General features: G+C 52.7%; 15 protein-coding genes. 10 read left to right on the plus strand and 5 right to left on the minus strand.

Going from position 1 to position 26,995, the window contains the following annotated elements:
• Positions 1 to 47: 47 nt before the first annotated feature.
• The 4 genes from RC85_RS00500 to RC85_RS00515 all read left to right on the plus strand — a co-directional run bounded on the left by RC85_RS00500 (position 48) and on the right by RC85_RS00515 (position 4,463).
• Positions 48 to 248 (plus strand): small basic protein, encoded by a 201-nt coding sequence (locus RC85_RS00500; RefSeq protein ID WP_068257995.1) that lies wholly within the window; start codon positions 48 to 50, stop codon positions 246 to 248.
• A 372-nt stretch (positions 249 to 620) separates the two neighbouring features.
• Positions 621 to 1,556, plus strand: coding sequence for an acyl-CoA desaturase (locus RC85_RS00505; protein WP_420821387.1), 936 nt, complete (start codon positions 621 to 623; stop codon positions 1,554 to 1,556).
• 469 nt (positions 1,557 to 2,025) lie between these two features.
• Complete coding sequence (pepF, locus tag RC85_RS00510) at positions 2,026 to 3,837, plus strand: oligoendopeptidase F (RefSeq protein WP_068257906.1); 1,812 nt, start codon at positions 2,026 to 2,028, stop codon at positions 3,835 to 3,837.
• A 38-nt stretch (positions 3,838 to 3,875) separates the two neighbouring features.
• Positions 3,876 to 4,463: a DNA-3-methyladenine glycosylase family protein gene (locus RC85_RS00515; RefSeq protein WP_068257907.1), complete on the plus strand. Its 588-nt coding sequence runs from the start codon at positions 3,876 to 3,878 to the stop codon at positions 4,461 to 4,463.
• Positions 4,464 to 4,564: 101 nt separating this feature from the next.
• Here the strand turns inward: RC85_RS00515 and RC85_RS00520 are convergent, their stop codons facing one another.
• The gene (locus RC85_RS00520; RefSeq protein WP_068257908.1) at positions 4,565 to 6,322 is read right to left on the minus strand and encodes an ABC1 kinase family protein; all 1,758 of its coding nucleotides are present in this window, start codon (positions 6,320 to 6,322) and stop codon (positions 4,565 to 4,567) included.
• Between the two features lie 175 nt (positions 6,323 to 6,497).
• Here RC85_RS00520 and RC85_RS00525 point away from each other — a divergent pair, with 175 nt between their 5' ends.
• The 3 genes from RC85_RS00525 to RC85_RS00535 all read left to right on the plus strand — a co-directional run bounded on the left by RC85_RS00525 (position 6,498) and on the right by RC85_RS00535 (position 12,114).
• Positions 6,498 to 7,976 carry an ABC transporter permease gene (locus tag RC85_RS00525; protein ID WP_162273152.1) on the plus strand — a complete coding sequence of 493 codons (1,479 nt, stop codon included), beginning with the start codon at positions 6,498 to 6,500 and terminating at the stop codon, positions 7,974 to 7,976.
• A gap of 34 nt (positions 7,977 to 8,010) precedes the next feature.
• Positions 8,011 to 9,165, plus strand: coding sequence for a DUF1570 domain-containing protein (locus RC85_RS00530; protein ID WP_084422219.1), 1,155 nt, complete (start codon positions 8,011 to 8,013; stop codon positions 9,163 to 9,165).
• 333 nt (positions 9,166 to 9,498) lie between these two features.
• Positions 9,499 to 12,114, plus strand: a complete 2,616-nt coding sequence (locus RC85_RS00535) for a family 78 glycoside hydrolase catalytic domain (protein ID WP_068257910.1) — start codon at positions 9,499 to 9,501, stop codon at positions 12,112 to 12,114.
• A 379-nt stretch (positions 12,115 to 12,493) separates the two neighbouring features.
• On the opposite strand, the gene RC85_RS00540 is transcribed toward RC85_RS00535, so the two are convergent.
• Positions 12,494 to 16,753 (minus strand): DUF4347 domain-containing protein, encoded by a 4,260-nt coding sequence (locus tag RC85_RS00540; RefSeq protein ID WP_084422220.1) that lies wholly within the window; start codon positions 16,751 to 16,753, stop codon positions 12,494 to 12,496.
• 571 nt (positions 16,754 to 17,324) lie between these two features.
• On the opposite strand from RC85_RS00540, the gene RC85_RS28835 reads away from it, so the two are divergent.
• Positions 17,325 to 18,473 carry a methyl-accepting chemotaxis protein gene (locus RC85_RS28835; protein WP_068257913.1) on the plus strand — a complete coding sequence of 383 codons (1,149 nt, stop codon included), beginning with the start codon at positions 17,325 to 17,327 and terminating at the stop codon, positions 18,471 to 18,473.
• Between the two features lie 84 nt (positions 18,474 to 18,557).
• Here RC85_RS28835 and RC85_RS26005 read toward each other — a convergent pair whose 3' ends face one another.
• Complete coding sequence (locus RC85_RS26005; protein ID WP_084422221.1) at positions 18,558 to 19,202, minus strand: PEP-CTERM sorting domain-containing protein; 645 nt, start codon at positions 19,200 to 19,202, stop codon at positions 18,558 to 18,560.
• Between the two features lie 1,166 nt (positions 19,203 to 20,368).
• Here RC85_RS26005 and RC85_RS00560 point away from each other — a divergent pair.
• Entirely contained in the window at positions 20,369 to 21,982 is a 1,614-nt protein-coding gene (locus RC85_RS00560) for a sialate O-acetylesterase family protein (protein ID WP_149752608.1), read from the plus strand.
• A gap of 55 nt (positions 21,983 to 22,037) precedes the next feature.
• Positions 22,038 to 23,492: an arylsulfatase gene (locus RC85_RS00565; RefSeq protein WP_068257915.1), complete on the plus strand. Its 1,455-nt coding sequence runs from the start codon at positions 22,038 to 22,040 to the stop codon at positions 23,490 to 23,492.
• A gap of 74 nt (positions 23,493 to 23,566) precedes the next feature.
• Here the strand turns inward: RC85_RS00565 and RC85_RS00570 are convergent, their stop codons facing one another.
• Both RC85_RS00570 and RC85_RS00575 read right to left on the minus strand, forming a co-directional pair.
• A complete protein-coding gene (locus RC85_RS00570) occupies positions 23,567 to 25,465 on the minus strand; it encodes a transglutaminase TgpA family protein (RefSeq protein ID WP_068257916.1) in 1,899 nt (632 codons plus the stop codon).
• Positions 25,462 to 26,676, minus strand: coding sequence for a DUF58 domain-containing protein (locus RC85_RS00575; protein WP_084422223.1), 1,215 nt, complete (start codon positions 26,674 to 26,676; stop codon positions 25,462 to 25,464). Before RC85_RS00575 ends, RC85_RS00570 begins: the two co-directional genes overlap by 4 nt.
• Positions 26,677 to 26,995: the final 319 nt, after the last annotated feature.

Consider the following 26,995-nt stretch of genomic DNA (forward strand, 5'->3'; position numbering starts at 1 on the left):
ATCTGAAATCACTTTGAAACCAACCGATCCGGGTATTTTTGATGACAATGGACCAGAGTCTCCGCGTGAAAGCCGGGGCGATTAAGAACCGCAATGTAATGACTCGCGCCGAACGCGTCGCGCGGTTGAAGGAACTCGGCCAATTCGACGAGAGCAATTCGATCGTGGGCATGCCCAAAGTCCGCGTCGTGAAGGTTTCGCTGAAGCGTAAGAAGAAGGTTAAGAAGGCCGACGACGAAAAGAAGTAGCCTTCATTGGTCAACCCACCGTTCAAAGCCGATGCTGTGTTCCCTCGCGAATACCATCGGCTTTTTTTATTGCGGGACAGATCGAGTTACCCGTTTCTTTCGGCAACGGTTCCACTGATAAAAGCGGTAGACCGTGGGGAGCTCTGCGACACACGGCAGCGAGGGTGAAAACGCCGTGCGGCGCAGAGCTCCACACGGCCTACGAGGTGGCGGTCACCAAGAAGCGTTTTGAAATTCATTTATCGACATTATTCCTAACCATCAATCAGGATGATTCGCATGAGCGAGTCTGTTTGCGAAGAAACCGGAACCGCAACCGGAGCCGAAATCGGCGACAAGACCAACTTGGTCAATGACATTGCTGGCGATGCGATGCCAGCCGATGGCAACATTGGTATCGATCCGCAGGCATTGCCGCGCCCGGAAGCGACCAACCCGTACAAGTTGATGTGGTCCTACACGATCGTTTTGGTCGCGGTTCACGTGATCGCCTTGTACGCGATCCTGCCCTGGACTTATTCCTATCTGTTCACATGGTCGGGTTTAATCCTGGGGATCCTCGGCCATTTTGTGTTTGGGATGCTCGGCATCACGATTGGTTACCATCGATTGCTGACACACCGTGGGTTCACGTGCCCGAAATGGCTGGAGCACTCGCTGGCAATTTTGGGGATGTGCAATTTGCAGGATTCGCCGGCCCGCTGGGTTGCGATTCACCGCATGCACCACCAACACAGCGACCATCAACCCGATCCGCATTCGCCGCTGGTCAGTTTTTTGTGGGGACACATGGGTTGGGTTATTTGCCGACACAAAGAACTCGATCGTACATCGCACTACGAACGTTATGTACGCGACCTGCTGCGTGACCCGTTTTATCTAAAGCTAGAACGTCGCGACGGTTGGTTTTTTGTGTTCTTGGCCCACAGTTTTGTGATCACGTTGGCCGGTTTAATTTTCGGGTACGCCATCAGCGGTGGTGTTGGCAGCGAAGCGGTGCGTTACGCCGCCAGTTGGACCGTTTGGGCGGTTGCTGTTCGTACGGTGTTTGTGCTGCATGGAACCTGGTCAGTCAACTCGTTGTCGCACGTGTTCGGATATCGCAATTACAAAACCCGCGATCACAGCACCAACAATTGGTTGGTCGCATTGATTTCTCATGGCGAAGGTTGGCACAACAACCACCACGCTCAACCACGTTCAGCCGCCCACGGTCACCGTTGGTGGGAATTCGACATGTCATGGCGAATCATCCAGGGCCTAGAAATGGTCGGCTTGGCAAAAGACGTCGTCCGACCAAAACGTTAAACACAACGGTCGCCCACGGTTTTCCACCGTCACATATCTCGATAGGCAGTAAAGCCCAACGCAGTGAAGAGTTTCTAAGTTGTTTAACCGCGTGGGCATCGCCCCGCGCGTTCGGGGCAGCACGACGCGCGGGGCGATGCCCACGCGGCTAAACGAACTAACATTTGTTTTCCGCGACCAAAACTCTTCACGGCGTTGAGTAACGCCCCCTACGAAGCAAATGTTTTTGTCTCTAATTTTTTTGTCTAAATCTCATCCGGGTTTCGTGATGGCTTGCGCAGTAGTTTTAGACAAAAAATTAGAGACAAAAAAATGCATTCTCGAAGGGATGTTTTTGTCAGAACTGGGCTCGGGTGGATCGTAGGTTCTGGGTTTTTCGGGTGGGCTTACCCAGGTTTCATCCGACGGTTCGGATGTTTAATCTGTCAGTGACTTTATCACCATTCTTTTTGCACGGACGACACACCAAATGAGTACTGCTGCCGCCACATCGACGCTTCCCAATCGCAGCGACGTTGCCGCCGAAGACACCTGGGATCTTTCCAGCCTGTATGCCGATGACCAGGCTTGGGAAAAAGATTTTGCGGAGCTCGAAGCACTGATCCCGACCTTCGATTCGTTTAAGGGCAAGCTTGGTGAATCGGCGGCGATGTTGGCGAAGGCTTTGAATTTTGATAACGACTTTGACAAGATCGCTGAGAAGCTTGGCACCTATGCGTTCTTGAAAACGACCGAAGATCAGGGCGATAGTCACTATCAAGGAATGAAGTCGCGGTTCCAGAACCTTGCCGTTCGTGCCGGGCAAGCGGCGTCCTACATGCGACCAGAATTGTTGGCGATCGACGAAGCAACCATGGCGACGCTTTTGTCGGATTCGGAAGTCGAACCTTATCGTTTGCAGTTGGAACGATTGGTCCGATACCGACCTCACACCTTAACCAATAACGAAGAACGTTTGTTGGCGATGCAGGGCGAGATGGCGGCAGCGGCGGGCAACGCGTTCCGCCAACTCAACGATGCGGACATGAAGTTCGGCGAAATCGAAGACCACAAAGGTCGCACGATGGAACTGTCGCACGCCACTCTTGGTCAACTGATGATCAGCCCGGATCGCAAAGTTCGTAAAGCTGCGTTTCATCAGTACTACCAAGAAATCGAAGCTCACGAAAACACGCTCTCGGCGACACTGACCGGTTCGATCCATCGTGACGCCTACTACGCCAAAGCGAGAGACTATTCCAGCAGCCTAGAATCGTCGCTGTTTTCCGACAACGTTCCGGTTGCCGTGTACGACAATTTGATTAACGCCGTTCACGATTCGCTCCCGTGCGTCCACCATTACCTGGACGTCCGTCGTCGCAAGATGGGCTTGAAGGACATTCATTTCTACGACACCTACGTGCCGATCCTGTCGGATATTGAAAAGCATCACACTTGGGACCAAGCCGTTGATGTGGTGATCGAATCGCTGCATCCGTTGGGCGATGAGTACCGGCAAACACTGGAAACCGGTCTTCGCGGGCGTTGGTCGGACCGTTACCCAAATCGCGGCAAGCAAAGTGGTGCGTTCAGTTGCGGTTCGTTCGCCGCGGATCCCTATATCTTGATGAACTTCAAGCCGGAAGTGTTGAACGATGTCTTTACGCTGACCCATGAAGCTGGGCATTCGATGCACAGTTGGTATTCGTCATCGAATCAACCGTTCCAGTATTACAACTACACCATCTTTGTCGCCGAAGTAGCCAGCACGTTTAACGAGCAATTGTTGACCGAACATTTGTTGAAGAACGCGACGGACGACAACGAGCGAGCTTATTTGATTAACAACGAACTGGACAGCATTCGTGCGACGGTGGTGCGTCAAACGATGTTCGCCGAGTTCGAGAAGATCACTCACGAAATGGCGGAAGCTGGCGAGCCGTTGACGGTCGATTCTTACAAGAAGGTTTACCGCGGCTTGCTGGATACTTATTTCGGTCCTGAATTTGTGATCGACCAAGATTTAGAGCTGGAGTGTTTCCGCATTCCGCACTTCTATCGTGCTTTCTACGTCTACAAGTATGCGACCGGTTTGTCGGCCGCGGTGGCGCTGTCGCGCCGCGTGTTGGACGGCGGGCAGTCCGAGTTGGACGATTACCTGTCATTCCTAAAGGGCGGGTGCAGCAAAGATCCTTTGGACTTGTTGAAGGATGCAGGCGTTGACATGACGGTTCCCACGCCGGTGGAAACGACTCTTGCAAGGTTCAAAACGTTAACTGAAGAGTTGGATTCATTGATCTAAAACTCAGTCGCGAATCGATCCGAGTCGCTGCTGAACAATTGGCGGCGAGCGATCCAGTTTTGGCGTCGGTGCTGAGTGAATTGGGACCGCCGCCACTTTGGAAACGCCCGGCAACGCTGGCGACATTGGTTCGCATCATCCTGGAACAACAAGTGTCGTTGGCGTCCGCCAAGGCGACGTTTGATCGCCTGGTTCTTGCGTGCGATGGCAAGGTGACGCACCACGCAATTCTGGAAATGGGCCAGCAGCAGTTGGCAGCGCTGGGATTCAGCCGTCAAAAAGCTCGCTACACCCACACATTGGCCCAACAAGTTGACCGGGGCAATTTCAAGATCGGCGGATTGTCGCGAAAGTCAGACGAGGATGTCCGAGCAGCAATCACGGATCAGTTGGGCATGGGCAACTGGACCGCTGATGTGTTCTTGATGATGGCGTTGCTAAGAAGCGATCTTTTTCCAACAGGCGACTTGGCGCTAGTCAAAGGGCTGGAAGAACTGGAAGGAAAGTCGTACGCAACAGCCGACAGTTTGTTGGCCCGTGCTGAACACTGGCGACCCTATCGTTCCGTCGCAACGCGAATGATTTGGCAAAGTTATTTGCACAAACGATCCAAGGTGATTCCGTAGGGATTCGAGAAGTGTCGAATAGCGTCGCCTTTCGCTCCGCAAAAGTTAGCAAAACCGCAGCTTTCGCGGAGCGAAAGGCGACTATGAAGAACGCTTGTTCCCTAATCGTCGTTGCCGCGAGTCAGGTGGCCTGATCGATTGATGGCGATCACCAGCCACATCATCACCGAAATGCTGCCCGCAATTCCGATCAGCCCGATCAGGCTTAGGTCTTGCATCGCCAAGAACGTTGGCTGGGTAAACAACAGCGGTGGAACCTTCATCGCCAACAAAAGCGAAGAGCCCAGGAAGACGGCACTGGCAATCAGCCCCAACACGATGCGGTTAATCGATGGGCCAAGACTTTGATGTTCCAGCGAAACGCGAACTTCACCACGCCTGACTTGTTGGACCAATGAGATCAATTCATCGGGGGCGGTCTCCAGAAAGTTTTCCGCTTCCAGATAGATTCGTCTCGCTTGGCGAATCCGTCGGCGAGGACTCAAACGCCTGGCCACAGATTTGCGAACGAACGACTTGACGACATCCAGCGAATCGAACCCCGCACCCAATTCCCGCAGCGTGCCTTCCAACGAAATCAACATCTTTAGCAGCAGAGCCGATTGGTTGGGCAGCTTGATCGCGTGTCGGTGAAGAATGTCACTGAGTTCGTTCAGCGCACCGGTTAAATCAAATTCGCCTAGATCCTGACGTCCATAGGTTGCGATGAAGTCGGCGACATCGACCGCTAGCCCGGATTCATCCAAGGAAGGCGGTGCTTCACCGATGCGACGAATCAATCGAGTCAAACGGTTCTGGTCACCCGAAGCGATCGCCACCAACATCTCTTCGATTGTTTCGCGAAGAGTTTCATCAATGCGACCGACCATTCCAAAGTCTAAAATCCCCAGCGAACCATCTTCTAAGACAATCAAGTTGCCCAAGTGTGGATCGGCGTGAAAGAGAGCTTCGTCAAAGATCATCGCCAAATAAACGCCTGCGATCGTTTCGCATAACGAGTCGCATACTTGTTTTGACGTCAGGACTTTCGTGGTTCCCTTGGCAGACGGGACCGTGATCGTGTGGTTCGATTTTGGTGCGTTCTTCTCTGAAATAAAATCGGCAAGCGTGGTGCCCACCAATTCATCCATCACCAACACTCGCTTGGTGCAGTACTGTTTATGCGGCTTTGGAATCTTGACCGAGGTGTTGGTCTTGCGAACGATCTCGGCAAAGATTTCCAGGTTTTGACGTTCACGGCTAAAGTCTAATTCTCGCGTAATCATCGGCGCGAATTGGCGGACCATTTCGACTGGTCGCCAATTCGACAAGCCTTCGACTCGTTGAGCCAACTGGGCCAATCCGCCGAGCACATCGATGTCTTGCCGAATAATCTTTTCGATATCCTGGCGTTGGACCTTAATCACGACACGAGTTCCATCGCCAAGCACGGCCCGATGGACTTGGCCAATCGATGCGGTCGCCAGCGGAACTGGATCGATCGAGGTGAAATACTTTTTGTAGTCGTCGCCGAGTTCTTCTCGCAGGGTTGCACGAACCTGTTCGATCGCATCGGGCCGCACGTTGGCTCGCAACCGTTTTAGCTCTTCGCCAAGTTTCGGACCGACCAAATCAGGACGCGCGGCTAGGATCTGGCCCAATTTGATGAACGTCGGCCCCAGGTCCGTCAGCGCCATTCGCACCCGTTGTTCTCGCGTGTAATTCGATAGCGGAACGCCCCGCGGGTCTTTTAATGCATCGCGGAACGGCAAGCGAAAACTTGATAACCAATCAGCCAACCCGTACCGGCGCAGCACCGTTAAGATCTCTCGCCATCGCTTGAGATTTCGGTACAGTTGAGGGATCGCCGTGATTTTCATGGACGAGACGTTATCTTGATCGATAGAAAAATTGGTTCAGGCTTGAATCGGATTCGATGATTCAATCCACGTCTACTATTGTGATCGGTTTTACCTATTCGTTCTCACTTTCGAGCATTTTCTTTTGGTTTGGCTTGAGCCTTTTATTGCTACCGTCGTTTTGATAGCCGTTTCGGTGACGATCGCAACGGTTATCGGGATTCCTACCGCATGGGCGTGTACGGTCCTGCGTGAATCGAATCGACGGATGCGAACCATCGCGAATCTGGCTGTTGCCATTTTAGGCATCGTCGCTTTTGTGCCGCTGGTATTGCACGGAGCGGCCTGGGAGGCAACGGCGGGCAAATTTGGCTTGACCATGCTGACTCAAACCGGGACCAGCACCAGTGCGTCTGGCAACTATGTCTTTTTCTCAGGCATGATCGCAACGGCCTGGATCCACGGTGTCTACGGTTCGTCGATCGTCGCGCTTGCCACTCTGTATGGTGTTGAAAGGATGCCGCGATCTTTGATTGATCAATCACGTTTGGATGCTGGGCCAGTCGAACGATGGTGGAAGATTCGTTTGCCAGTCGCGAAGCCTTGGTGCGTGATCGGGATGATGGCTGTCGCCGGAATCGCAGTAACAGAAATGACGATCGCCGACTTGTACGGCTACCGAACGATCGCCGATCAGTTCTACCTGAACTATGCGCTACGTCCAACGGTATCGGCCATTGCCTGGACGACAGTGCTACCGCTGATTTTGGCGTTGATGTTGATCTTTCATTGGTCAGGATCCAGCAGTGGTCGAGTGTTCCAAAACGAAAGCCGAAGAGAATCGGTTTCGAGTTCGGAAAATGAAAACTATCATCCGCTCGTTCGGGTTTCTGCACTTTCAATTTTGTTAGCAGCGATTCTGGTTGCGGCCGTCGTTCCCATCACCGGCTTGATCACGAATCTTGGCCGCGAAGTGATTCAGGCGGACGGTCAATTCACCGCGACTTGGTCGATAAGATTGGTGTTGGAACGCGTCACGGTTGCACCGACCGTTTTTGCGTCGGAATACCAATGGACGGCGATGATTGCGGCGGTGACCAGCTTGACATCGGTGGCGATCGCTTGGCCGCTTGCTTCGCTGGGTCGGCGTCGTGATCGAGTGGGAAGGCTGATTGATTTTGCGACCATTGCAATGGTATGCGTTCCTGGTCCGATCGTCGGATTGGCCGTGGTGACCCTGTTTCAAGCCGATGTCCCAGGGTTCCCGTTTCTGTATCAGCAAACGATTCTGCCGACGACGATCAGTATGCTGATGCGAGGCATTCCGGTTAGCTATTGGATCATTCGCAGTGGCTACCGTGCGATCGCTTCACAAACATTGGATCTGGCGAGACTTGATGCGAGTCCAGTCCGCCAATTCTGGTCCATCGAACGCCCGCTGGTGTTTCGCAGTCTGATTGCTGCAGCCTTGGTTTCAGCCGTGGTCACGTCCGGCGACTTGCCAGTATCATTGCCGGTAATTCCTGCTGGCGTAACGACGGTTCCGGTGCGTTTGTTTGGATTATTGCACAGCGGTGCGAGATACCAAGAAGCAGCTTTGGTGTTTTGGTATGTACTGGCAATCGTGTTCGTTTTTGGTTTACTACGTTTGGTGTACACTACAAAGACGGATTGAACACGCCTCATCTCATCTTCATCGGGTCTTCTTTATGCCACGGTTGGTTATTGCATTCCTTCGCAGTGGCGGCCTTGCTCTGTGCCTGGGCTGTTTCATCAGCATTGTTTGTCAGGCTGAATCGCTGGCGACGGGAAAAACAAAACAAAATCCAGCCGTCGAAGAGGTGACCTTCAGGGACGGCGACGTAAAGCCAGCGAAACGACGCACCGTCGTGGGCGAAGTTATGATCGAGGCACAAGACGGCGGGATCATGTTATTGGCCGACGACGGACATTTATGGACGCTGCAACCCGAACAGATTCAAAAACGAAGCCCGGTTGATGTTCCGCTGAAAGTCGCATCACCGGCGGAAGTCGAGGCCCGGCTTCTGAAAGAACTCGGGGCAGAGTTTAAGAATGGAGGCTTCGCCGTTCATCAGACTCAGCACTATTTGATCGCCTACAACTCATCCGAAGAATACGCCAAACGCGTCGGCGGCTTGTTTGAATCTCTTTACCGGGCGTTCTTTACCTACTGGAAAAACCAGCGATGGGAGCTTTCGGAACCACGATTTCCGATGGTCGCCGTTGTGCTCAAGGACCACAAAGCGTTTCTGACTTATGGACGTTCCGAAATTGGTGACGCGGCATCGAACATGATCGGCTATTACAATTTGGCCTCCAATCGCATGGCGACATTCAACGTCCCGAACTGGGAACGGAACGTGTCGACCATCATTCATGAAGCAACGCATCAGTTGGCATTTAATTGCGGGTTGCAGCAACGTTTTGCTGACAATCCGATGTGGGTAAGCGAAGGCCTTGCCACCTTTTTTGAATCGCCCGACATGCGAAACCCAGGCAAGTGGCGCGGCGTCGGTCGAGTCAACCGAACTAACCTAGGACGTTGGCGACGTTACCAACAAAATCGACCCGCGGATTCGCTTGCCACCTTGTTATCGGCTGACACCCGATACCGCGATCCCAAGACGGCGTCCAATGCCTACGGCGAAGGCTGGGCGCTGACCTATTTTCTGTTGAAGACCAAACGCAAAGAGTACATCGCGTACTTGCGGAAGCTAAGCGAAGGCAAGCCGCTGGCAGTCCAATCACCACGTCAACGAATCAAGGATTTCGAAACGGCGATGGGAGATGAACTACCGGTCATCGAACAAAAATTCAGCAAGTTTATGATGCGAGTCAGGTAACCGCAAAACGACAGCATGCGATGCACCAGTAATAAGCGAAGCGTGATAGTCGCCTTTCGCTGCGCGAAAGTGTGAACTGACGCACTTCCGCTGAGCGAAAGGAGACACCAATTTTGACGTTCGATCTCAACGGATCTCTCAACGATCAATCAACGTAGGCCGTAGCGTACTTCCAGCGAGTTACGGCATGGCAAAGAAGATGCCAGGCAGATGCCGTAACTCGCTGGAAGCTCGCTACGGCCTACGTGCTGAGATTTAGCGTACCGTCTCGTGTATCCTCTAACGCTTAACTAGAATCCACCCACATAATGCGACAAAGGCGGCTTGAAAATGATGAATAAGATTGGAATGTTTCTATTAGTTGTTTTTTTATATTCCAGCGTTGCCAATGCAGACCGCGATTCGGTATCGCAGAAAATTGGTCTGGGACATTCCTTGACCGTTGGTGATGGCTCGGTTGATCCTGTTGGATTTCACGACGCAACGCCTAGTTTTTCTTGGAAGCTTCCCTTGGGAGTCGAGAAGCAAACGGCCTATCGCATCGAGGTGACAGGTGAGTCGTTGAAGTGGGATAGCGGTTGGGTTGAGTCCGACCAATCGGTTTTCATTCCCTATGAAGGTGGAAAGCTTCGATCGCGTCAACAGCTCCAATGGCGTGTTCGCTTCAAGAATGAAGATGGATTGGATTCTGGTTGGAGCAAGTTTGCAAAGTTTGAGCTGGGGTTGCTTTCCAATAGTGATTGGACCGCGAAGTGGATCCGTCCCGCTGCCAAGGCTCCAGCAAAAGTGGAGAAGGTGGCCTGTTTGCGGCACCAATTCGTGGTTGACGGTAGCGTCAAGCAAGCTCGATTGTATGCGACAGCTAGGGGCCTTTTTGAAGTCAACTTAAATGGTAAGAAGGTTGGCCAAGACCATTTCGCCAATGGTCAGACTTCTTATTCGAACCGACTCGACTCGCTGACTTATGATGTGACTCGCGATTTAGTCGAAGGGAATAACTCGTTTGATGTGTTGCTTGGGTATGGTTGGTACGCAGGCCGGTTTGGTTGGCAAGGGCAACGCCAAGTGTTCGGCAAGTTCCCAGAATTGCTGCTGCAGCTTGAAATTGTTTACCAAGACGGACGCAAAGAATCGATCGTCTCTGACGAAGACTGGACCGCGACTATCGACGGCCCGATCCTTTCGTCAAGCATTTACGACGGCGAACATGTGGACGCGACGAAGGAATGGTCTGATTGGAAACCGGTCGTTGCGAGATCTGATCTTGGGGCCGCGCGGATCGTGCCCAAGCCGTTCGCCACGGTGAAGGAAACTGAATTGCTTTCGGTTCAAGAAATCACCGAACCGGAAGAAGGTCGTATTGTTTTCGATCTTGGGCAAAACATGGTTGGCTGGCCAAGGCTGTCGATTCCGGTAGAAGAAGGAAAAACCGTCAAGCTACGATTTTCCGAGATGCTCAATTCCGACGGTACGGTTCACACTAAGAACTATCGCGCCGCAAAATCGACGGACTCTTACACAGCGTCGAAAACTGGGACGATCAATTGGGAGCCAAAATTCACCTTTCATGGTTTTCGTTATGTCGAACTTTCTGGTCTGCCGGCGAATGCCAAGCCGGCGAAGGATTGGGTCAAAGGCGTTGTGCTTCACACGGAAATGGAAAAAATTGGAACGTTTGAATCGTCGCACGCGAAGCTAAATCAACTGCAAAGCAACATTTCGTGGGGCCAGCGCGGGAACTTTCTGGACATCCCCACCGATTGCCCACAACGGGATGAACGGGCGGGTTGGACCGGTGATTCGCAAGCCTTTGCACCGACATCGATGTTCAATTTTGATTGTCACGGCTTTTGGAAAAGCTGGCTCGATTCGATGCGGGACGACCAGTTGGAAGACGGAAACATTCCTCATGTGATTCCAGACATTGTCGGTCGCGGTGGCAGCCCCGGTTGGGTCGATGCCGCCACGATCGTTCCCTGGGAAGTCTACCTTCGCACCGGTGACATTGAGGTACTTTCGGACAATTATTCGATGATGGGGCGACTGGTAGGCTGGTACCGAAACCAAACGGTCGATGGATTGTTGCCTAACATCGAAGGCTACGGCGATTGGCTTCAGCCGAATTCAGAGAACAAGCGGGGCGATACTCCGTCGCCACTGTTGGGTTTGGCATTCTACGGAAACAGTTGTCGGATTCTGGCCGACAGTGCTCATTTACTCGGACGAACTGAAGATGCAACGAAGTATGCCGAAGAAGCAGATTCCATCAATCACTCATTTGCGGAACACTATTTCGACAGTGATGGAAAACTACAGAACGCACCAGAGACGCAGACTGGATACTTGTTGGCGATCGCGTTCGATTTGATTCCTAATTCGATGAAGCCGAAAGCTACCGAACATCTCGTTCGTCTGATTGGCGAAGCAGACGGCCATCTGCGAACCGGGTTCCTCGGCACCCCGTACATCGTCAGCGTGCTTGATCAGATGGGTCACAGCGATCTGGCAATGACGATTTTGCTGAAAGAAACCTATCCGTCGTGGTTCTATTCAATCAACCAGGGTGCGACGACGATGTGGGAGCGATGGAACAGCTATTCCAAACAAGATGGCTTCAGCGGCGACCGAATGAACTCGCTAAACCACTACGCTTATGGTGCGGTTGGTCAGTGGATGTACGAACGGCTCGCAGGCCTCTCGCCCGACCCAGATCATCCGGGCTACAAGCACTTCTTCGTTCGACCCCTCGTCACGAACGAACTCGATTGGGCACGTGCGGAATTGGAAACCAATTACGGAAAGGCCGTCAGCGCGTGGAAACGCGAAAACGGCCGCGTTGTCATGGAAGTTGTTGTTCCACCCAACGCCACCGCAACGGTCGAATTCCCCAGCGAACGAAAATCTGAATCAGTGGAAGCGGGAACGTACCGTTACTTCCTTAAGATGTGAGCGTTTGTTCCGGCTTACGTGCTGATGCGTTTGGAAACGCGTTCGGAAACGCAGCAGATGACGAGCCTTCTCGGTGAACGCCACCATCCACCTCCACCGCGGGGCGGCGTAGGTGGGGTCCAACGCCGTGATGGGTATCTAAATCGTTTAACCGCGTGGGCATCGCCCCGCGCGTTCGGGTACAGCACAACGCGCGGGGCGATGCCCACGCGGTTAAACGAACTAACACGTATTTTACTGGACCAAAACTCTTCTCGGCGTTGCGTGGGATCCCTTGAAAAATACGCTCTGGATGCTGCTCACACAGAAACCTACATGGTGCCGTTCACCGAGAAGTGTCCAGATTACGAGACAATCCATCCGCAGTGGCGCTGTCCAGCTAAACCAAAATCACTCGCCACAAGTCATCGGGATTTAAGGCACCTGGATCCCAAGCGACATCGGTGCTGACACCGTTGGCGTCCACATATTCGTCATGGAACGGATTGAACAAGTAGAATAGCCCATCGCCTTGATCAATGAATCGCCAATCGGTTCCCGTCGCGAAGGAACGACTACTGGTGTCGATCCCCGAACGATCTCCGTCAAGGTATCGCCCGCTATCGGCGTTCAGAAGCTTGAAATCGCCACCAGCAACTTCGATCAAATCCCACTGGGTGCGAAGATTGTTGGCGGTCGATGTTTCGGCGTCTGACCCGATCGATGAAAGGTAGCTGTTGAATTCAAAGTTGAACAATTGAATTCGATTGCCATCAGCTAACAAGGTCGGCGGCTCGATAACGATATCGCTGGCGTATTGGAAATATCCATCGGCATGAAGGATCTCACTTTGGCGGAATCCTGGCACAATTCCATCGGCCGCCAAGTAGGTGCCGGTGGAAAAGACATCATCCGCTTCGGTTTCGTAGACTTGTCCGTCGATTTCAATTCGATCGATAGCCACGTTAAAGTCGATCCCGTTATCTGGATCATAAGTGTCGTTGATGAAGTTGATACGCACGTCACTGACATCAATGGTTTCGTCACTGGACCAGGTCAATTCAACGAAGTTCCGCGCTGCCAAGTCACCCGGTTGGCCGCCAAAGGATGCCATATCAAAAACCGCAACCTGTTGGCCAGCAACTTCGACTGTAATGATTTCGTTGCTAGTCGATCCGGCTGCAAAAACAGTGAGGACTGACTGTGGGGGTTGCGAATTCTGAACCACGCCGGGCGTCCCATTGATCTGACTGCTTGCAATCCAACTAGATGCAAGGCTGTTGTCCAAGCTTGGATCAATCAGGGAAAGAGTAAACCCATCTCCGTCAGGTTCGCTTGGCCATGGATCGCTGTCGTCGTATTCGACTTCGTCGATCAAATTGCCGTCGGCATCTGAAAGCGTGATTCGTTCGCCACCGCCGCTGAGGCCGCCAGAATACTGACCGCCGATGAAAATGTTGCCCGGTGATTGAGCCACAAATTGCGGTAGGTCGTCAGTAAACACGATCGTTTGTCCGGGCAAGATTACTGTGCCGAATCCAATCGTCAGATCGACACCATCAACCGTCCAACCCGACAGGTCGATCGATTCGGTTTGCGATCGATTGTACAGTTCTAGGAATTCCGCATCGCCATCTAATGGGTTGTAATGCAGTTCGCTGATTACGATATCAGCGGAACCACTAAAGGATCCCGGCATGCGAGTTTCAGCTTCATAGGCTGCGGCACGTTGATCCAATGCAACCACCAATTCATTTCGCCAGAAATCGTTGGCGAAAATGTCGTTGCGTTCCCACTTCGCAAATTCAAGTGCCGAGTTGGTTGCACCAATCTCGTTGACACGTTGGTCATAGGTGGCAATGAAATCAGCTCGCGCGTCCTCTGTCAGGTAGGTGTCCACCAATGTCTGCATGCGACGCCAATACATGTCGCGAAACTCAGCGACTTCCCAAACGGACGTCAACAGTTCTTGATTGATCGATTCAGTCGTCGTGAAAGGTCCGGGCGTTTCGTCACCTGATTCAATCCACAAACGATCCAGATCCCATTCAACGATGGACCACAAACCGGTATCGCCACTTCGTTTCATGTAAAAGTTTTGAACTTCCTGGTCATCGTGACGCACTAACGTACTGAGCGCCATGTGGTTAACCACGTTGGCAACGTCAACGTTGTTGTACAGGTAGGCCGTTTTGGCATCCGACGGCGGTGCGGTCACCACATCGTTCAGTTCATCAATCAGCGTGAAATCGCCATCGTCGGGTGACTTCTTGTCAAAGTTTGCATTGAACCCAAACCCGCCGCCGCCTGCTTTGTAGAATTCGTCATCGTCGCCGATACCATTGGCATCGCGCCACGCACCGTCATAGAGTTCTTGGAAACGGAACACACCATGGAAATCGCCGTTGATTTCAGCTCGAACGAAAAACGAAGTCGTGAATGAATCGGTTTCTGCGTTGAACACATCCCAAGTCACGTCGGGTGTCGCGACTGACCAATCACCAAAGTCTGCGTTGATCCCGAATTCATCGATCGGGTATGAGCCTTCGTCACCAACGTCAATGGTTTGTCCATCAGGCAATTCAAACTTCAGGCTTTTCTTTGCAAAGTTGGTTCGAGAGAAATCGCCGCCACGCACTCGGACGGTTGCATTGTCGATCACTCTGCCATCGTAGTAGACGACCGCGGCAATCTTTGTATTGGTCAACGCTAAGTCGGTCGTTGTTAGCTCGGTAAACTCGTCTTCATCAACGAAGAATTGAAATAGCGGTAATTCGTTGCCTTGAACATCCGTCGGTGAAACGACTAAACCAAAGTAGTTGATCGTGTCATTGAAGGGAGCAACAGCGACATCGGATTCGATCCGATAACGAATCAAGGATCCAGCATCCGCGCCGGGCAGAGTGGCTTGCCATGTATCGTCACCAAGATTGCTCATCGCGATCGTCTGCTCTTCACCAAACATCACTCGGTAAACGAGGTTGGCTGACGTTGCACCTTCGATATTGGCACTGATCGTAAACTCTTGGCCTGGCAACACTTCACCAGGGGCAACGACGATGTCGGTCACGGGCGCGGGCGCTTCGACGCCAAAGATTGAATTTTCGGCAGCCGGCGTAGGGTCGCCTTCCGATGCACTCCAATTTTCAGCTAGCGAATTATCAAGTGCCCAGTCGCGAAGCTCAAGCGATGGGCCATTTCCATCGGGAAGCGGTGTCCAAGGGGCTTCGTCCAGATAGCTGACCTCGTCGATCACCGTGACTCCGTCGGCCGCGATCAGTTGGATCAATTCGCCGCCGCCAGAAATGCCACCGGATTCAAACTCGGCGATCGGTGTCACGCCCCAAGTCGATTCTGCTAACGAGATTGATGGCGAAACGATTGCATATTCGCCGCCACCGATCGTGGTGCCAGCGGCGAATGTAAGATTAAAACCAGTGAACGATAGCCCGCCCAAATCGACGGCCTGATCGCCGGAGTTGTACAGTTCAATAAATTCGGCGTCGCCATCAACGACTCCGTCTGGTCCGGGATTGTAGTGAATTTCATTGATCACCAGGCCGCTTGGATCACCATCTCCCACCGGCGGATTCGATCCCGCAAATTGAAAGTAGCCGTTGGTGTGCAGCGTTTCCGATTGCCTGAATCCAGGCACGATACCGTCGGCGGACAACCAAGTCCCCGTCGAGAATACTTCTGGAGCTTCCGTTTCGTACACCAAGCCATCCACCGTGATTCGATCGACAATCAAGTTGCGATCAATGTCATTGGCTGGATCGTAAAGATCATTGGTAAAGACGACTCGAATCTGATCAGCGTTGATGCCATCCAAGTCAACGGTGTAGTCCTGGAAATCTAATCCGACATCATCAAACGTAGCGACCGTTGTTTCATCAACCTGCAACGACATTTGTGTTTGTGCAATCGTTCCAGCGGCTCGGATCGTGATCGGTAAGTGATTCCGATAAGCGTTGCGGCTGGTGGCATTGAACGCCAGCCCGGCTTCGATCACGCCGACGTGTCGTTCCAGATCCCAGTCAGCATTCAGGTCAGCAGCACCGGTTCGATCTGTTGACGCCGCAACATCGGCACCCGTTAATTCCGCCAACCGCTCGATCAGTTGCAAACCCTCGTTACCCGCACCTGTATCGCAGCCGTAGATCAAAATGTCGGCTTGATCGGTCAATGCGTTTGACCAACGCCCGATGTCAGCTTGAAAACGGTTGACTGAATCCAAATCAAGGATCTGATTACCGAGTTGTAACTGCCCGGCTTTTCCGTGAGCGACAATGTGAACGCTGGAAACACCATGGCGTTGGGACAAGACTTGATTGATTTGCGAGAGACCTGATTGGTCGGGTTGCAGCAAAACCAGTTCGTGACCTTGTTCGATACCTTGCGTCAAAGTAGCAATGTCTGTGACTCCAGCATCGATAAACACGATGCCTGATGCCGTCGTCCTGGCTGCGGAGGTTCCTTCGGCCTGCATCGAAGTCGGAGCGAACAATGCGGGCGTTGTTCCGGCTTCCGCGACCGCGACGCCACAATCGGCCGCCAACATCACACGCTTTTCTAAGGTGGTTAAGTCCCATCGTTTCGCAGTATTTCGGGGCTTGTTCTGCTGTGAGTGATGGGACAACAAGGAGCCAAAGGATTTCATCGAATAATCTTTTCAGGAGAGGCATAAAGCGGTGTTTGACCCGAGATCCACCGGCAGAAAACAGCAGCGTCGTGAAGGGGGCCTAAATCGTTAATCCGCTGGGCATCGAACTGCGCGACATGGTGCCGCACGTCGCGCGGGGCGATGCCCACGCGGCTAAACGAACTAACACGTGTTTTCCGGGACCAAAACTCTTCACGGCGTTGGGGAAACAGGCTAGTTGCAACGCATGCGAGAATGAACCCGAAAAACACCATAAAGACTCAATCGCCAAAGAATGCACGCGTACCGAGAAAAGCAGCTTTCTGAAGGGCATCTGCTGATGACTTGAGCAAAAATGCTGGGATAACGATTGCACTGAAAAATCCAACGTGTTCCGCTCTAGCGCAATTGGATTCCACCGACTTTCCTTGAACGATTTGACTTCTTTAAACCAAGCTGCACTTTTCAAACAGAGGCTCCCACGCTCAACTTCACGTTGCAAATCTAGGCGGAAAGCACCGTAAAGGAACGGTTGTCGTCACCCCAGGCGGAACCATCCTTCCATCCCCACAAAGCCCCATCAAGCCCCATGTCCACCGCCACCAATAGCGGCGAGAACTACGACTCGCACGCAAGTTCGTCAAATCAAGACGACCGATCAACAAATACGTCACCGCAGAGTCAGGCGGTTGAGACGCCTGAAAACCATTCTGAAGAAGACGTGACGCAGATGGTCAAAGATCTGTCAAACGCGCTGGAGTCAGCGATCGAAGAGATCGAAAGTGTCAACTCCGAAACCAAGGTCTTGGCGCTCAATGCACGCATCGAAGCAGCTCGAGCCGGATCTGTCGGCGCGGCGTTTGGTGTTGTTGCTCAAGAAATGCAAACGCTTTCAGCAAAAACGTCAACGATCGCACGCGACATGTCGCACCGAACGCGTGAAAAGACCGCGAATTTGATGAGCTTAATTGATGTCACCATCCGCGGAACTCGGCTTAGTGATCTTGCTTTGGTGAACATCGACTTGATCGACCGCAACCTCTACGAACGCACCTGTGACGTTCGCTGGTGGGCGACCGACGCCAGCCTGGTGGATGCACTCACCGACCCGAATGCTGATCGGTGCAATTTTGCATCAAAACGGTTGGGCGTCATCCTGGATGCGTACACGGTCTATCACGATCTGGTTCTTTGTGACCAAACGGGCATGGTTGTCGCTAATGGTCGCCCCCGAGAATTTGCCAGTGTCGGAAAATCGGAAAGTCACGCGGAGTGGTTTACGGAGGCGGCGGCTAGCCGATCAGGTGACGAATATGGATTCCAATCTGCACACGTTTCGCAGCTTTGCAACAACCAACCGTCGTTGATTTATTCCTGCGGCGTTCGCCGCGATGGAAACGCCAACGGCGACTTGCTTGGCGTGCTGGGCATCTTGTTCAATTGGACCGGGCTTGCCGAACCAATCTTGACTCAAATGCCGATTCATCCATCGGATCAAGCAAAAACAAAAGCGTACATTTGCGATCAACAAGGACGGATTCTGGCGAGCAACCAGAACGATGCGATCAACAGCAAGTTGTCCTTGCCCGAATTTGACAAAGTGGTTTCAAGCGAAAAAGGTTTTTACGTTGCCGAGTATGGGAAAGAAACCATGTGCATCGGACACGCTTCTTCGCCAGGCTTCGAAACCTACAAAACCGGTTGGGTCTCGATCGTAATGCAACCGATCGAAGACTGAGAAGCGAGATAACTGCAGACGTAGAACGGAATTCATTCCGTTCTACGTTCACCTGAGTGCTTCTAGGTCAACATCTAGCCGGCCTTAAATCGCTCGACGCCGACGTCGAGTCGCCATCAGAAGCGAAGCGGCACACATGGCCGCCAGACCAGTTGGCTCCGGAACAGCGGTGATTGCAAAGTCGATCGAGTTATTCGGGATGACGATGTTCAGGGACGAGTTGGCAGGCGCGTTAATCCAATCAAACTCAAACCGTCCTTCCCATGTTCCAGTTCCCGCAGTCGTTGCAGTGAGAGCCAATTCGGAGAATGTAAAGTTATACAGACCCGGATCTGTAATCATTTCGGTGTTGGACAGGGTCTCTGTCACGCCGTCAAAAGTAGTGATCGCGGTGGTGGTCAACGAAACTGTACCACCGCCAGCCAAATTGACGTTGTAATCGTAGGCAAGTGTGAAAGCTTCACCCGGGTCCAAGGTAACGTCACCAACAATCACGAGTGAATTATTTAAGCTCGATCCATCGTCTGAGCTGGTTAAATTAATATCACCAACAAATTTTATCATTGCCGAGTTAGCAACGGCTCTAACACCGTTGCTGGCGCTGCCTCCACCTGTCGGGGCGTTGACGTTAGCAACAATGCTGCCCCCCGCGACAATTGCCGCGTTGGCAACAGAGGGCAGGCAGGACACAGCAAAGCAAGCGAGTGTGGGGAAAAGTAGTCTGTTCATTGCTTCTCAATCGAAATGGGACAAGGACTTTGGAAATCGGACGACACGGCGAGATTCATACTGACCTGAAAAGGTTCTTCAAAAGGCCCGCTCTCGTCGTCTGACCTACTTGAGTCTATCGGAAAAGAATAGTGTTTTTACATCATTCCGTTTCAAGTTCCATCATTGCTAAAGAAGGATCAATCGTCTTTATCAGGAGTGCAAGCAAGCTAATCGGCCGGAGTCCCAAAAGTAGGCCGTAGCGAGCGGAGCGAGTTACGGCAATTGCATAATGCCGCGACGGATTGCCGTAACTCGCTTTACTCGCTACGGCCTACAAAACGCACAAAGGCGTCCGATGGTTGGTGTGCCTGAAGCCTTTTGTTGGTGAACCATATTCGCACGCTTGCTAGACCGATCGACTAGACTCTTGTGTCGTTCATTGTTTTCCGTCCCACTGTTTCAAAGTCTGATTTCTGATGCCAGAATAGTAGGCCGTAGCGAGCGGAGCGAGTTACGGCAATTGCATGATGACGCGTCGGATTGCCGTAACTCGCTTTACTCGCTACGGCCTACAAAACGCACAAAGGCGTCCGCCAATTGGCGTGCCTGCAACCCTTTGTCGGTGAACCAACTTCGCACACTTGCTAGACCGATCGACTAGACTCTTGTGTCGTTCATTGCTTTCCTCCCACCGTTTCAAAGTCTGATTCTGATGCAAGAAAAGTAGGCCGTAGCGAGCGGAGCGAGTTACGGCAATTGCATAATGCCGCGACGGATTGCCGTAACTCGCTTTACTCGCTACGGCCTACAACGCGCACAAAAACGTCCGCCAATTGGCGTGCCTGCAACCTTTTGTTGGTGAACCATATTCGCACGCTTACTAAACCGATCGACTAGACTTTTGTGTCGTTTATTGCTTTCGTCCCACTGTTTCAAAGTCTGATTCTGATGCAAGAAAAGTAGGCCGTAGCGAGCGGAGCGAGTTACGGCAATTGCATAATGACGCGACGAATTGCCGTAACTCGCTTTACTCGCTACGGCCTACAAAACGCACAAAAACGTCCGATGGTTGGTGTGCCTGAAGCCTTTTGTTGGTGAACCATATTCGCACGCTTGCTAAACCGATCGACTAGACTCTTGTGTCGTTCATTGCTTTCGTCCCACTGTTTCAAAGTCTGATTTTGATGCCAGAAATTTGTAAAACTCGATGCCTCGCGTTACTCCTTTTGTTATCGATTCTTTGGCCCGCTTCGGCCCCGGCCGACCAGCTTGCTGGTGATTCCACTAAGGCGATCCAAGTTTCGCGAAGCCTATCGATGCCAAATTTCTTTGCCGATCACATGGTTATTCAGCGAGACCGACTGGTTTCGATCTGGGGGACTGCCGCCGCTGGTGCGGACGTGAAAGTCCAGTTCAAAGATTCGACCGCAAGCACGTTGGCGGACGCAGCAGGTAATTGGCGGGTAGCTTTCCAATCAGGCGAAGCTGATCCCGTGGGTGCTTCGATCATTGTCACGTCGGGAACTGTTTCGAAGACGATCGAAGATGTTCTCGTCGGCGAAGTTTGGTTGGCGTCCGGTCAATCCAACATGGCTTTCACGATGAATAGCGTGCCCATGTATCGTGAAGTCATTTTGGCGGCGGACTATCCAGGCATTCGAATGTTCAACGCACCAACCGTAACCGCCGTTGAGCCTCAGGATGACATCGATGGAGAATGGACCAAGTGCGGGCCCGACACGACCGGCAACTACTCCGCCGTTGCCTTTTTCTTTGCACGTAAGTTGCATCAGGAACTGGGCGTTCCAATTGGGGTGATCAAAACCGCGTGGGGCGGCAAGCCAGTGGAAACCTTTACCAGCCGCGAGGCATTGAATACTCTGCCAGCGACCAAGAAATTGGTGGATCGCGTTTTGAAATTTGACTCAGGATTCGATGAGCAAAAAGCAACTCAGCGGTATCAAAAACAACTTGAAGCCTGGAAGACGAAACAAGCTGAGTGGCGAAAAACACCAGCCGACAAGCGTGGCAAGCTGGCCAAAGAACCCACCAAACCCAAGCGACCACTCAACACTGAAGGTCGCCCCGGAGTTTTATTCAATTCGATGATCCATCCATTTGTTGGGTACACGATGCGAGGTGCGATTTGGTACCAAGGCGAATCAAATGCAAAGCCGAACGCGGTTCCCTACGACAAAACACTACCGCTGATGATTCGCGATTGGCGTCAACGCTGGGACGACGACTTTTCATTCCTGTTCGTTCAATTGGCGAACTTTCGTCAACCATCCACACAACCCGGGACTGCCGACGATTGGGCTCTGTTGCAAGATCGCATGCGACAACTGTTAGATACGACTCCCAAAACCGGGATGGCGGTCATCAATGACGTCGGCGAGGCGAACGACATCCACCCAAAGAACAAAAAGGATCCTGGAGAACGGTTGGCGTTGTGGGCTTTGGCGAATGACTACGATCGCGATATCGTTTTCTCTGGCCCGCTGTATCAGTCCAGTGAAGTGACCGGCGACTCGATCAAAGTCACCTTTGACCACGTTGGATCGGGGCTAAAGAGTCGAGACGATCAACCGCTGGGACGTTTCGAGATCGCGGGTGCCGATCAGGTTTGGCGATGGGCCGATGCAGAAATCAGCTCCACAAATCAGGTCAGCGTCAGCCATCCCGACATCCCCAAACCCGTCGCAGTTCGATACGCGTGGGCATCGAATCCTGAAGGCGCGAATCTTGTCAACAGCGAGGGATTGCCAACGTCCGTCTTCCGCACCGATGACTGGTAGTTCGCCGATCCTAGCTGGACAGTGTTACGTTGTTTAACCGTTAACAAGAGAAACCATGAGAACGATACTGAAATTCTTGGTGCTGGGGATTGCGTTCGCTACGCCGTCCGTCCATGCGGAAAGCAAGCCAAACGTGATCTATATTCTTGCCGATGATTTGGGATACGGCGATTTGAGTTGTTACGGCCAGACACGTTTTCAAACGCCCAATATCGATGCCCTGGCAAAGCATGGCATGAAGTTTACGCAGCACTATTCCGGCAGCACCGTTTGCGCTCCATCGCGGTGCGCGTTGTTGACCGGAAAGCATATCGGACACGCCGTCGTTCGCGGTAACTCTGAAGTGCAACCAGAGGGCCAACGCGCGATGCCGGCGGACACCTTCACGATGGCGCACCTGTTTCAAAACGCGGGTTACGCCACCGGTCTGTTCGGTAAGTGGGGACTTGGTGCTCCGGGCAGCGTTAGCGAACCGCTGAAAATGGGTTTCGATCGCTTCTATGGATACAACTGCCAGCGACAGGCACATCATTATTTCCCGTACTTTTTGTGGAACGATGACAAGCGTGACATGCTGTGGGGCAATTTTGGAACAGAGACAAACGACTACGCGCCCGATCTGATTCAAGAACAAACGTTGGAGTTTATTGAAGCCAATAAGGACCAACCATTTTTCTGCCACTACGCGCTCATTCAACCGCATGCCGAAATGGTCGCGCCGGAAGACAAGATGGCCAAGTACAGAGGCAAGTTTCTGCCCGAGAGTTCGTATCGGGGAACGGATTCTGGCCCCAGGTTCCGCAAGTCTGCTTATGGTTCGCAACCCGAAGCCCACGCAGCATTCGCCGCAATGGTTGACGTCATGGATGAAGACGTCGGAGAACTCGTTGCCAAGCTCAATGAGCTTGGAATTGCTGAGAATACATTGATCCTGTTCACTTCCGACAACGGCCCGCACCAGGAAGCCGGACATGATCCTGCTTACTTCAATTCCAATGGTTCACAGCGTGGTTTCAAGCGAGATCTTTACGAGGGCGGCATCCACGTTCCGATGATTGCACATTGGCCGGGCAAAGTTGCCGCAGGTTCAGAAACCGATCACCTGTCTGCGTTCTGGGATGTCCTTCCGACGGTAGCGGATTTGATCGGTCAACCGACTCCTGCGGACATCGACGGAATTTCATTCCTGCCGACGCTGTTGGGTGTGCAGGGACAAACGAAACACGATTATTTGTATTGGGAATTTCACGAAAAACGCGGCCGCGTTGCGTTGCGTCAAGGCAAATGGAAAGCAGTCCGCTACAACGTCGCACAAAACGCAGCTTCTCCGATCGAACTTTACGATCTGTCTACTGATCCAAAAGAATCTAACGACGTCGCGGAGCAAAATCCTGAAATGGTTGCTCAACTGGAAGCGTTGATCAAAGAAGCCAGAACCGAATCTTCAGATCCAGACTTCAACTTCCCGCTCAAGCGAAACAGACACCGCGCTGCGATGACGGACCGATAACGCTGGCAGGAAATGGTGAAAAAATAATGATCGAAATCGTTTAGAAAAATGTCACGTAAGCGGGAACAGGGGCGCTAACTTTCCATTCGGTCTACCAGTGCAACCAACTCGTCGTCGAAGACTTGCCCGCCGTACCTGGCTGCTCGATATCGATCGATGAACTCGTTCGCCGACTTTGATCGCGATGGTTCCCCCATTTCCTCCAGCCGATCAATCAGCTCTTGATCCGATTCCCAGTCGCCCGGGTTGATCCCAAATTGCTTGAGCGATTGAAGGTAGCGACTGTAGATTTCGCGAAGATCGGGATCAACCGAATCGACGGGGGCTCTGGAACGAACGGGCTGGGAACGCCTGAATCGGTAGACGCCCCAGACGGTAAGGGCGACGACCGTCAGCCACGCATACGGTGACGTGATTAACATCGACAGCAAGCGGATGGGATCTTGCCGGGCGATCAACCACAGACGGCGAACGGTGGAGCGGATTGCCTGTACCAGGTTTGCCAAATAGCTCTCCGGTTCGTCCAGGCCGATGGTTTGAAGCCGCGATGAACCGGGGGTGGGATCGAATGCGTCATAGCGTTTGTTCTCCGGCGACCAAACTTCAACCCAAGCGTGCGAATCTCGCTCTCGAATCGTGACTCGACCCGTAAGCGGGTTCACTTCGTTGGGAACAAAACCGCTGGCGACTCGAGCGGGAATTCCTTGGCTGCGCAGCATGACGGCCATCGCGCTGGCAAAGTAGACGCAATAGGCAGGCCGTCGCTGTTTCACCAGAATCACCAATGGATGATCTTCTCCGCTGAGATCAGTGGTTAGCGAATACTCAAAGTTGTTCTGGAAAAACGCCGCGATGGCTAATGCGTTCTCACGGTTCGTATTTGTCGGAACCGTTAGCTCAGCAGCGATTGGGCCGAGACCTTCGCGCAGCACATCGGGTAAAGCGGTCAGGTTCTTGATTGGCTCTGGTTCACTCGGCAAAGTCTCATCGGCGCTGCCAACCAACGTCACGGTGACGCGATCTGGTTCGCCTTGCAAAACCCAACCACCCGAAATTCGTGGCGTTGCATCGATGACCTGATAGGTTCCCGCCGGTGAGGGAATCGCGTTGTTGATGTCATCCAAAAACAACATCTCAATTTGACGCTTGGGCCCGGAATGAACGGCGACTTCGTCGAACGAATTGGTGGCAGAATTCAATTGCGCCGATGTCGTCCATCGCAGCCCGTCGAAATCGTCCATCACCTTGGTGCGTAGGACTCCTGACATTTCAGATAGTTCAAGCAACGGCAGCGGAGACGGCCTGATTTGACTTCGCTCTCCCAGCGTGATGTTGCTGCTTAGACCTGTGATTGATGACGTTGGGTTTCTGGTCATCAGGTTTTCAACCGTGTTTACCAGTGCGCGATCAATGCGTTTCAACGCAAACGATGCTCCGACAGTACAGACCGCGGTGATGGCTGCGAAGATGCTTATCGCTAAAAGCGATCGAACCAATGAAGAGCGGGATTTGTATCGAAGCACTTTTGCATTCGATGCAGCGGCGATCAACGAAACCGCTAGGAAAATAAACAAAACAAAATTTAGCTGACCATTGATTCCATGCTTCCCCGACATCGCCAAGATGGCCCACGCCGCAACCCAGGCAACAGTGGTCCTGTTCCCAAACGTTGCGACGATGGCAATCGCAATCGCAATTCCGGCGACCACAGCGGCAATGCCTGGCGGAAGCGGGCCGGCTGAAATCATGCCCGGGGGCGCGAACAAACCGATCAACGCGCCTGCAATAGCCGCCAAATACCAATGACGCGAACTTGGTGCAAAGCCTGGGTTCCGAAGTACCGCAATACTAAGCACGGCGATCGCAGGCCCAACGACCAGCCACCGATTCAGTGCGATCGCATGAAAAACCAACGCAATCAAAACGGGTGACGTGTGCAGGAATCGTTTCAGGAATACTGTTTCGCTATTCACGATGCAACCTCGATGATTTCGGGTTCATCTAGGCCGCTGGGGCTGCATCCAGGTTTCATGCAGATGACACGAACGGCCAAACCGTAAGCCTTCAATTGCTGAACCAATTCGCTGCGCCGTTCATCCCAATCCATCAACACCAAAATCACAGCGGACAAACGCGCCGCTTCGGGTAACAGCACTGATTCAAGTGCCTGGATGTCCAATCGATTGCCCGATTCTAGGCAGGCGAGCAATTCGAGAATGTTATCCAGATGCGCAAGCGCCCTGCCTGCCTGGAAATGGTAGACGTCGTTACCAGCAGCAAAGATATCAACGATGTATTCCTGCCGAGCCAACGCGTCGGTGATTCCAGCGGTCAACGAAACCGCCTTCTCTAGCCTCGGTTCGTCACGTCTTCTGGGGGCATCAACATCCAAAATGATCGCCAGCCGGACGAAGTATTCTTCCTGATACTCGCGCGTGATCAAACGACCAGTCCGGGCGGACGATGGCCAATGGATATCTCGCAACCGGTCGCCTTGCCGCCAATCACGCGTTCCTAAAAACTCCGTCGATTCACCCACATGCGAAGCGACCGCAATGCCACCGGGTTGGTGGTTGCGTGAATGCGGCACATCAAAAGCCCCGACATCAGTAACCTTGGGGTAAACGACCAAACGATCGGACTGCTTTGACTTCTTCCCGGACTTTACCAACCCCATCGGGTACGTCGTCGCACCCTGCAACCGATCAAGTTCAAAACTATCGCGGCTGATACAGAGTAGTTCCAGCGTGACCGATTTCGTCTCGCCAGGTAAAAGCGAATCAATCGCCGGTAGCTGACCATGGGGTCTCAAATCAGGCGGAAGCCCGCGTTCTTCAATCACCAAATTTCGTGCGATACGACTGCCAGTGTTCTGCACATCAACCCGATACTGATAAACCTCACCAGCCGACGGGTAAACATTGATGTGCCGAGTCATGCGGAGTTGTGGGCGAAAGAAAACGCCGGCGATTCCTGCGACCACCAGTGCCGATGTGCAAAACCCAAAGCAAACCGCTTGCGGCTGCGTCAGACCGCCCATCAACATCGCCGCGGAACCCAGCATCCCCCAGAACATCGCCCTGCCGCCGACCGTCAACTCGCTACGGTGGAATTCATCGAACCAGCGAACGCCACGATTTTCAAGCGGCCCCATAAAGAACGACCAGCGTTTACGTCTCGGCATCTTCGATCCTTATCGCGCGGGCATCAACCTTTTGTTCCGTCCACCATGTTCCAATTCTAACCGTTAAACCACGTCGCGCATCGCCCCTAGCGACATGCCGCCCCGAACGCGCGGGGCGACGCATCATTCCTAGCTATTTTAACGTCAAAGTTTGCGGGAAGTTTTGTGAATTGACGTAGGCCGGAACAAGCCGCTTCGGCGCAGTTCCGGCAATCCAACGCAGGGTCATGCAATTGCCGGAACTGCGCCGAAGCGGCTTGTTCCGGCCTACACAGGTTTCCAAGCTCTTGGTCAGTTCGCCACGATCTACTTTCAACTG

This window comes from Rubripirellula obstinata (genome assembly GCF_001642955.1).
GTDB classification, from domain to species: Bacteria; Planctomycetota; Planctomycetia; order Pirellulales; family Pirellulaceae; genus Rubripirellula; species Rubripirellula obstinata.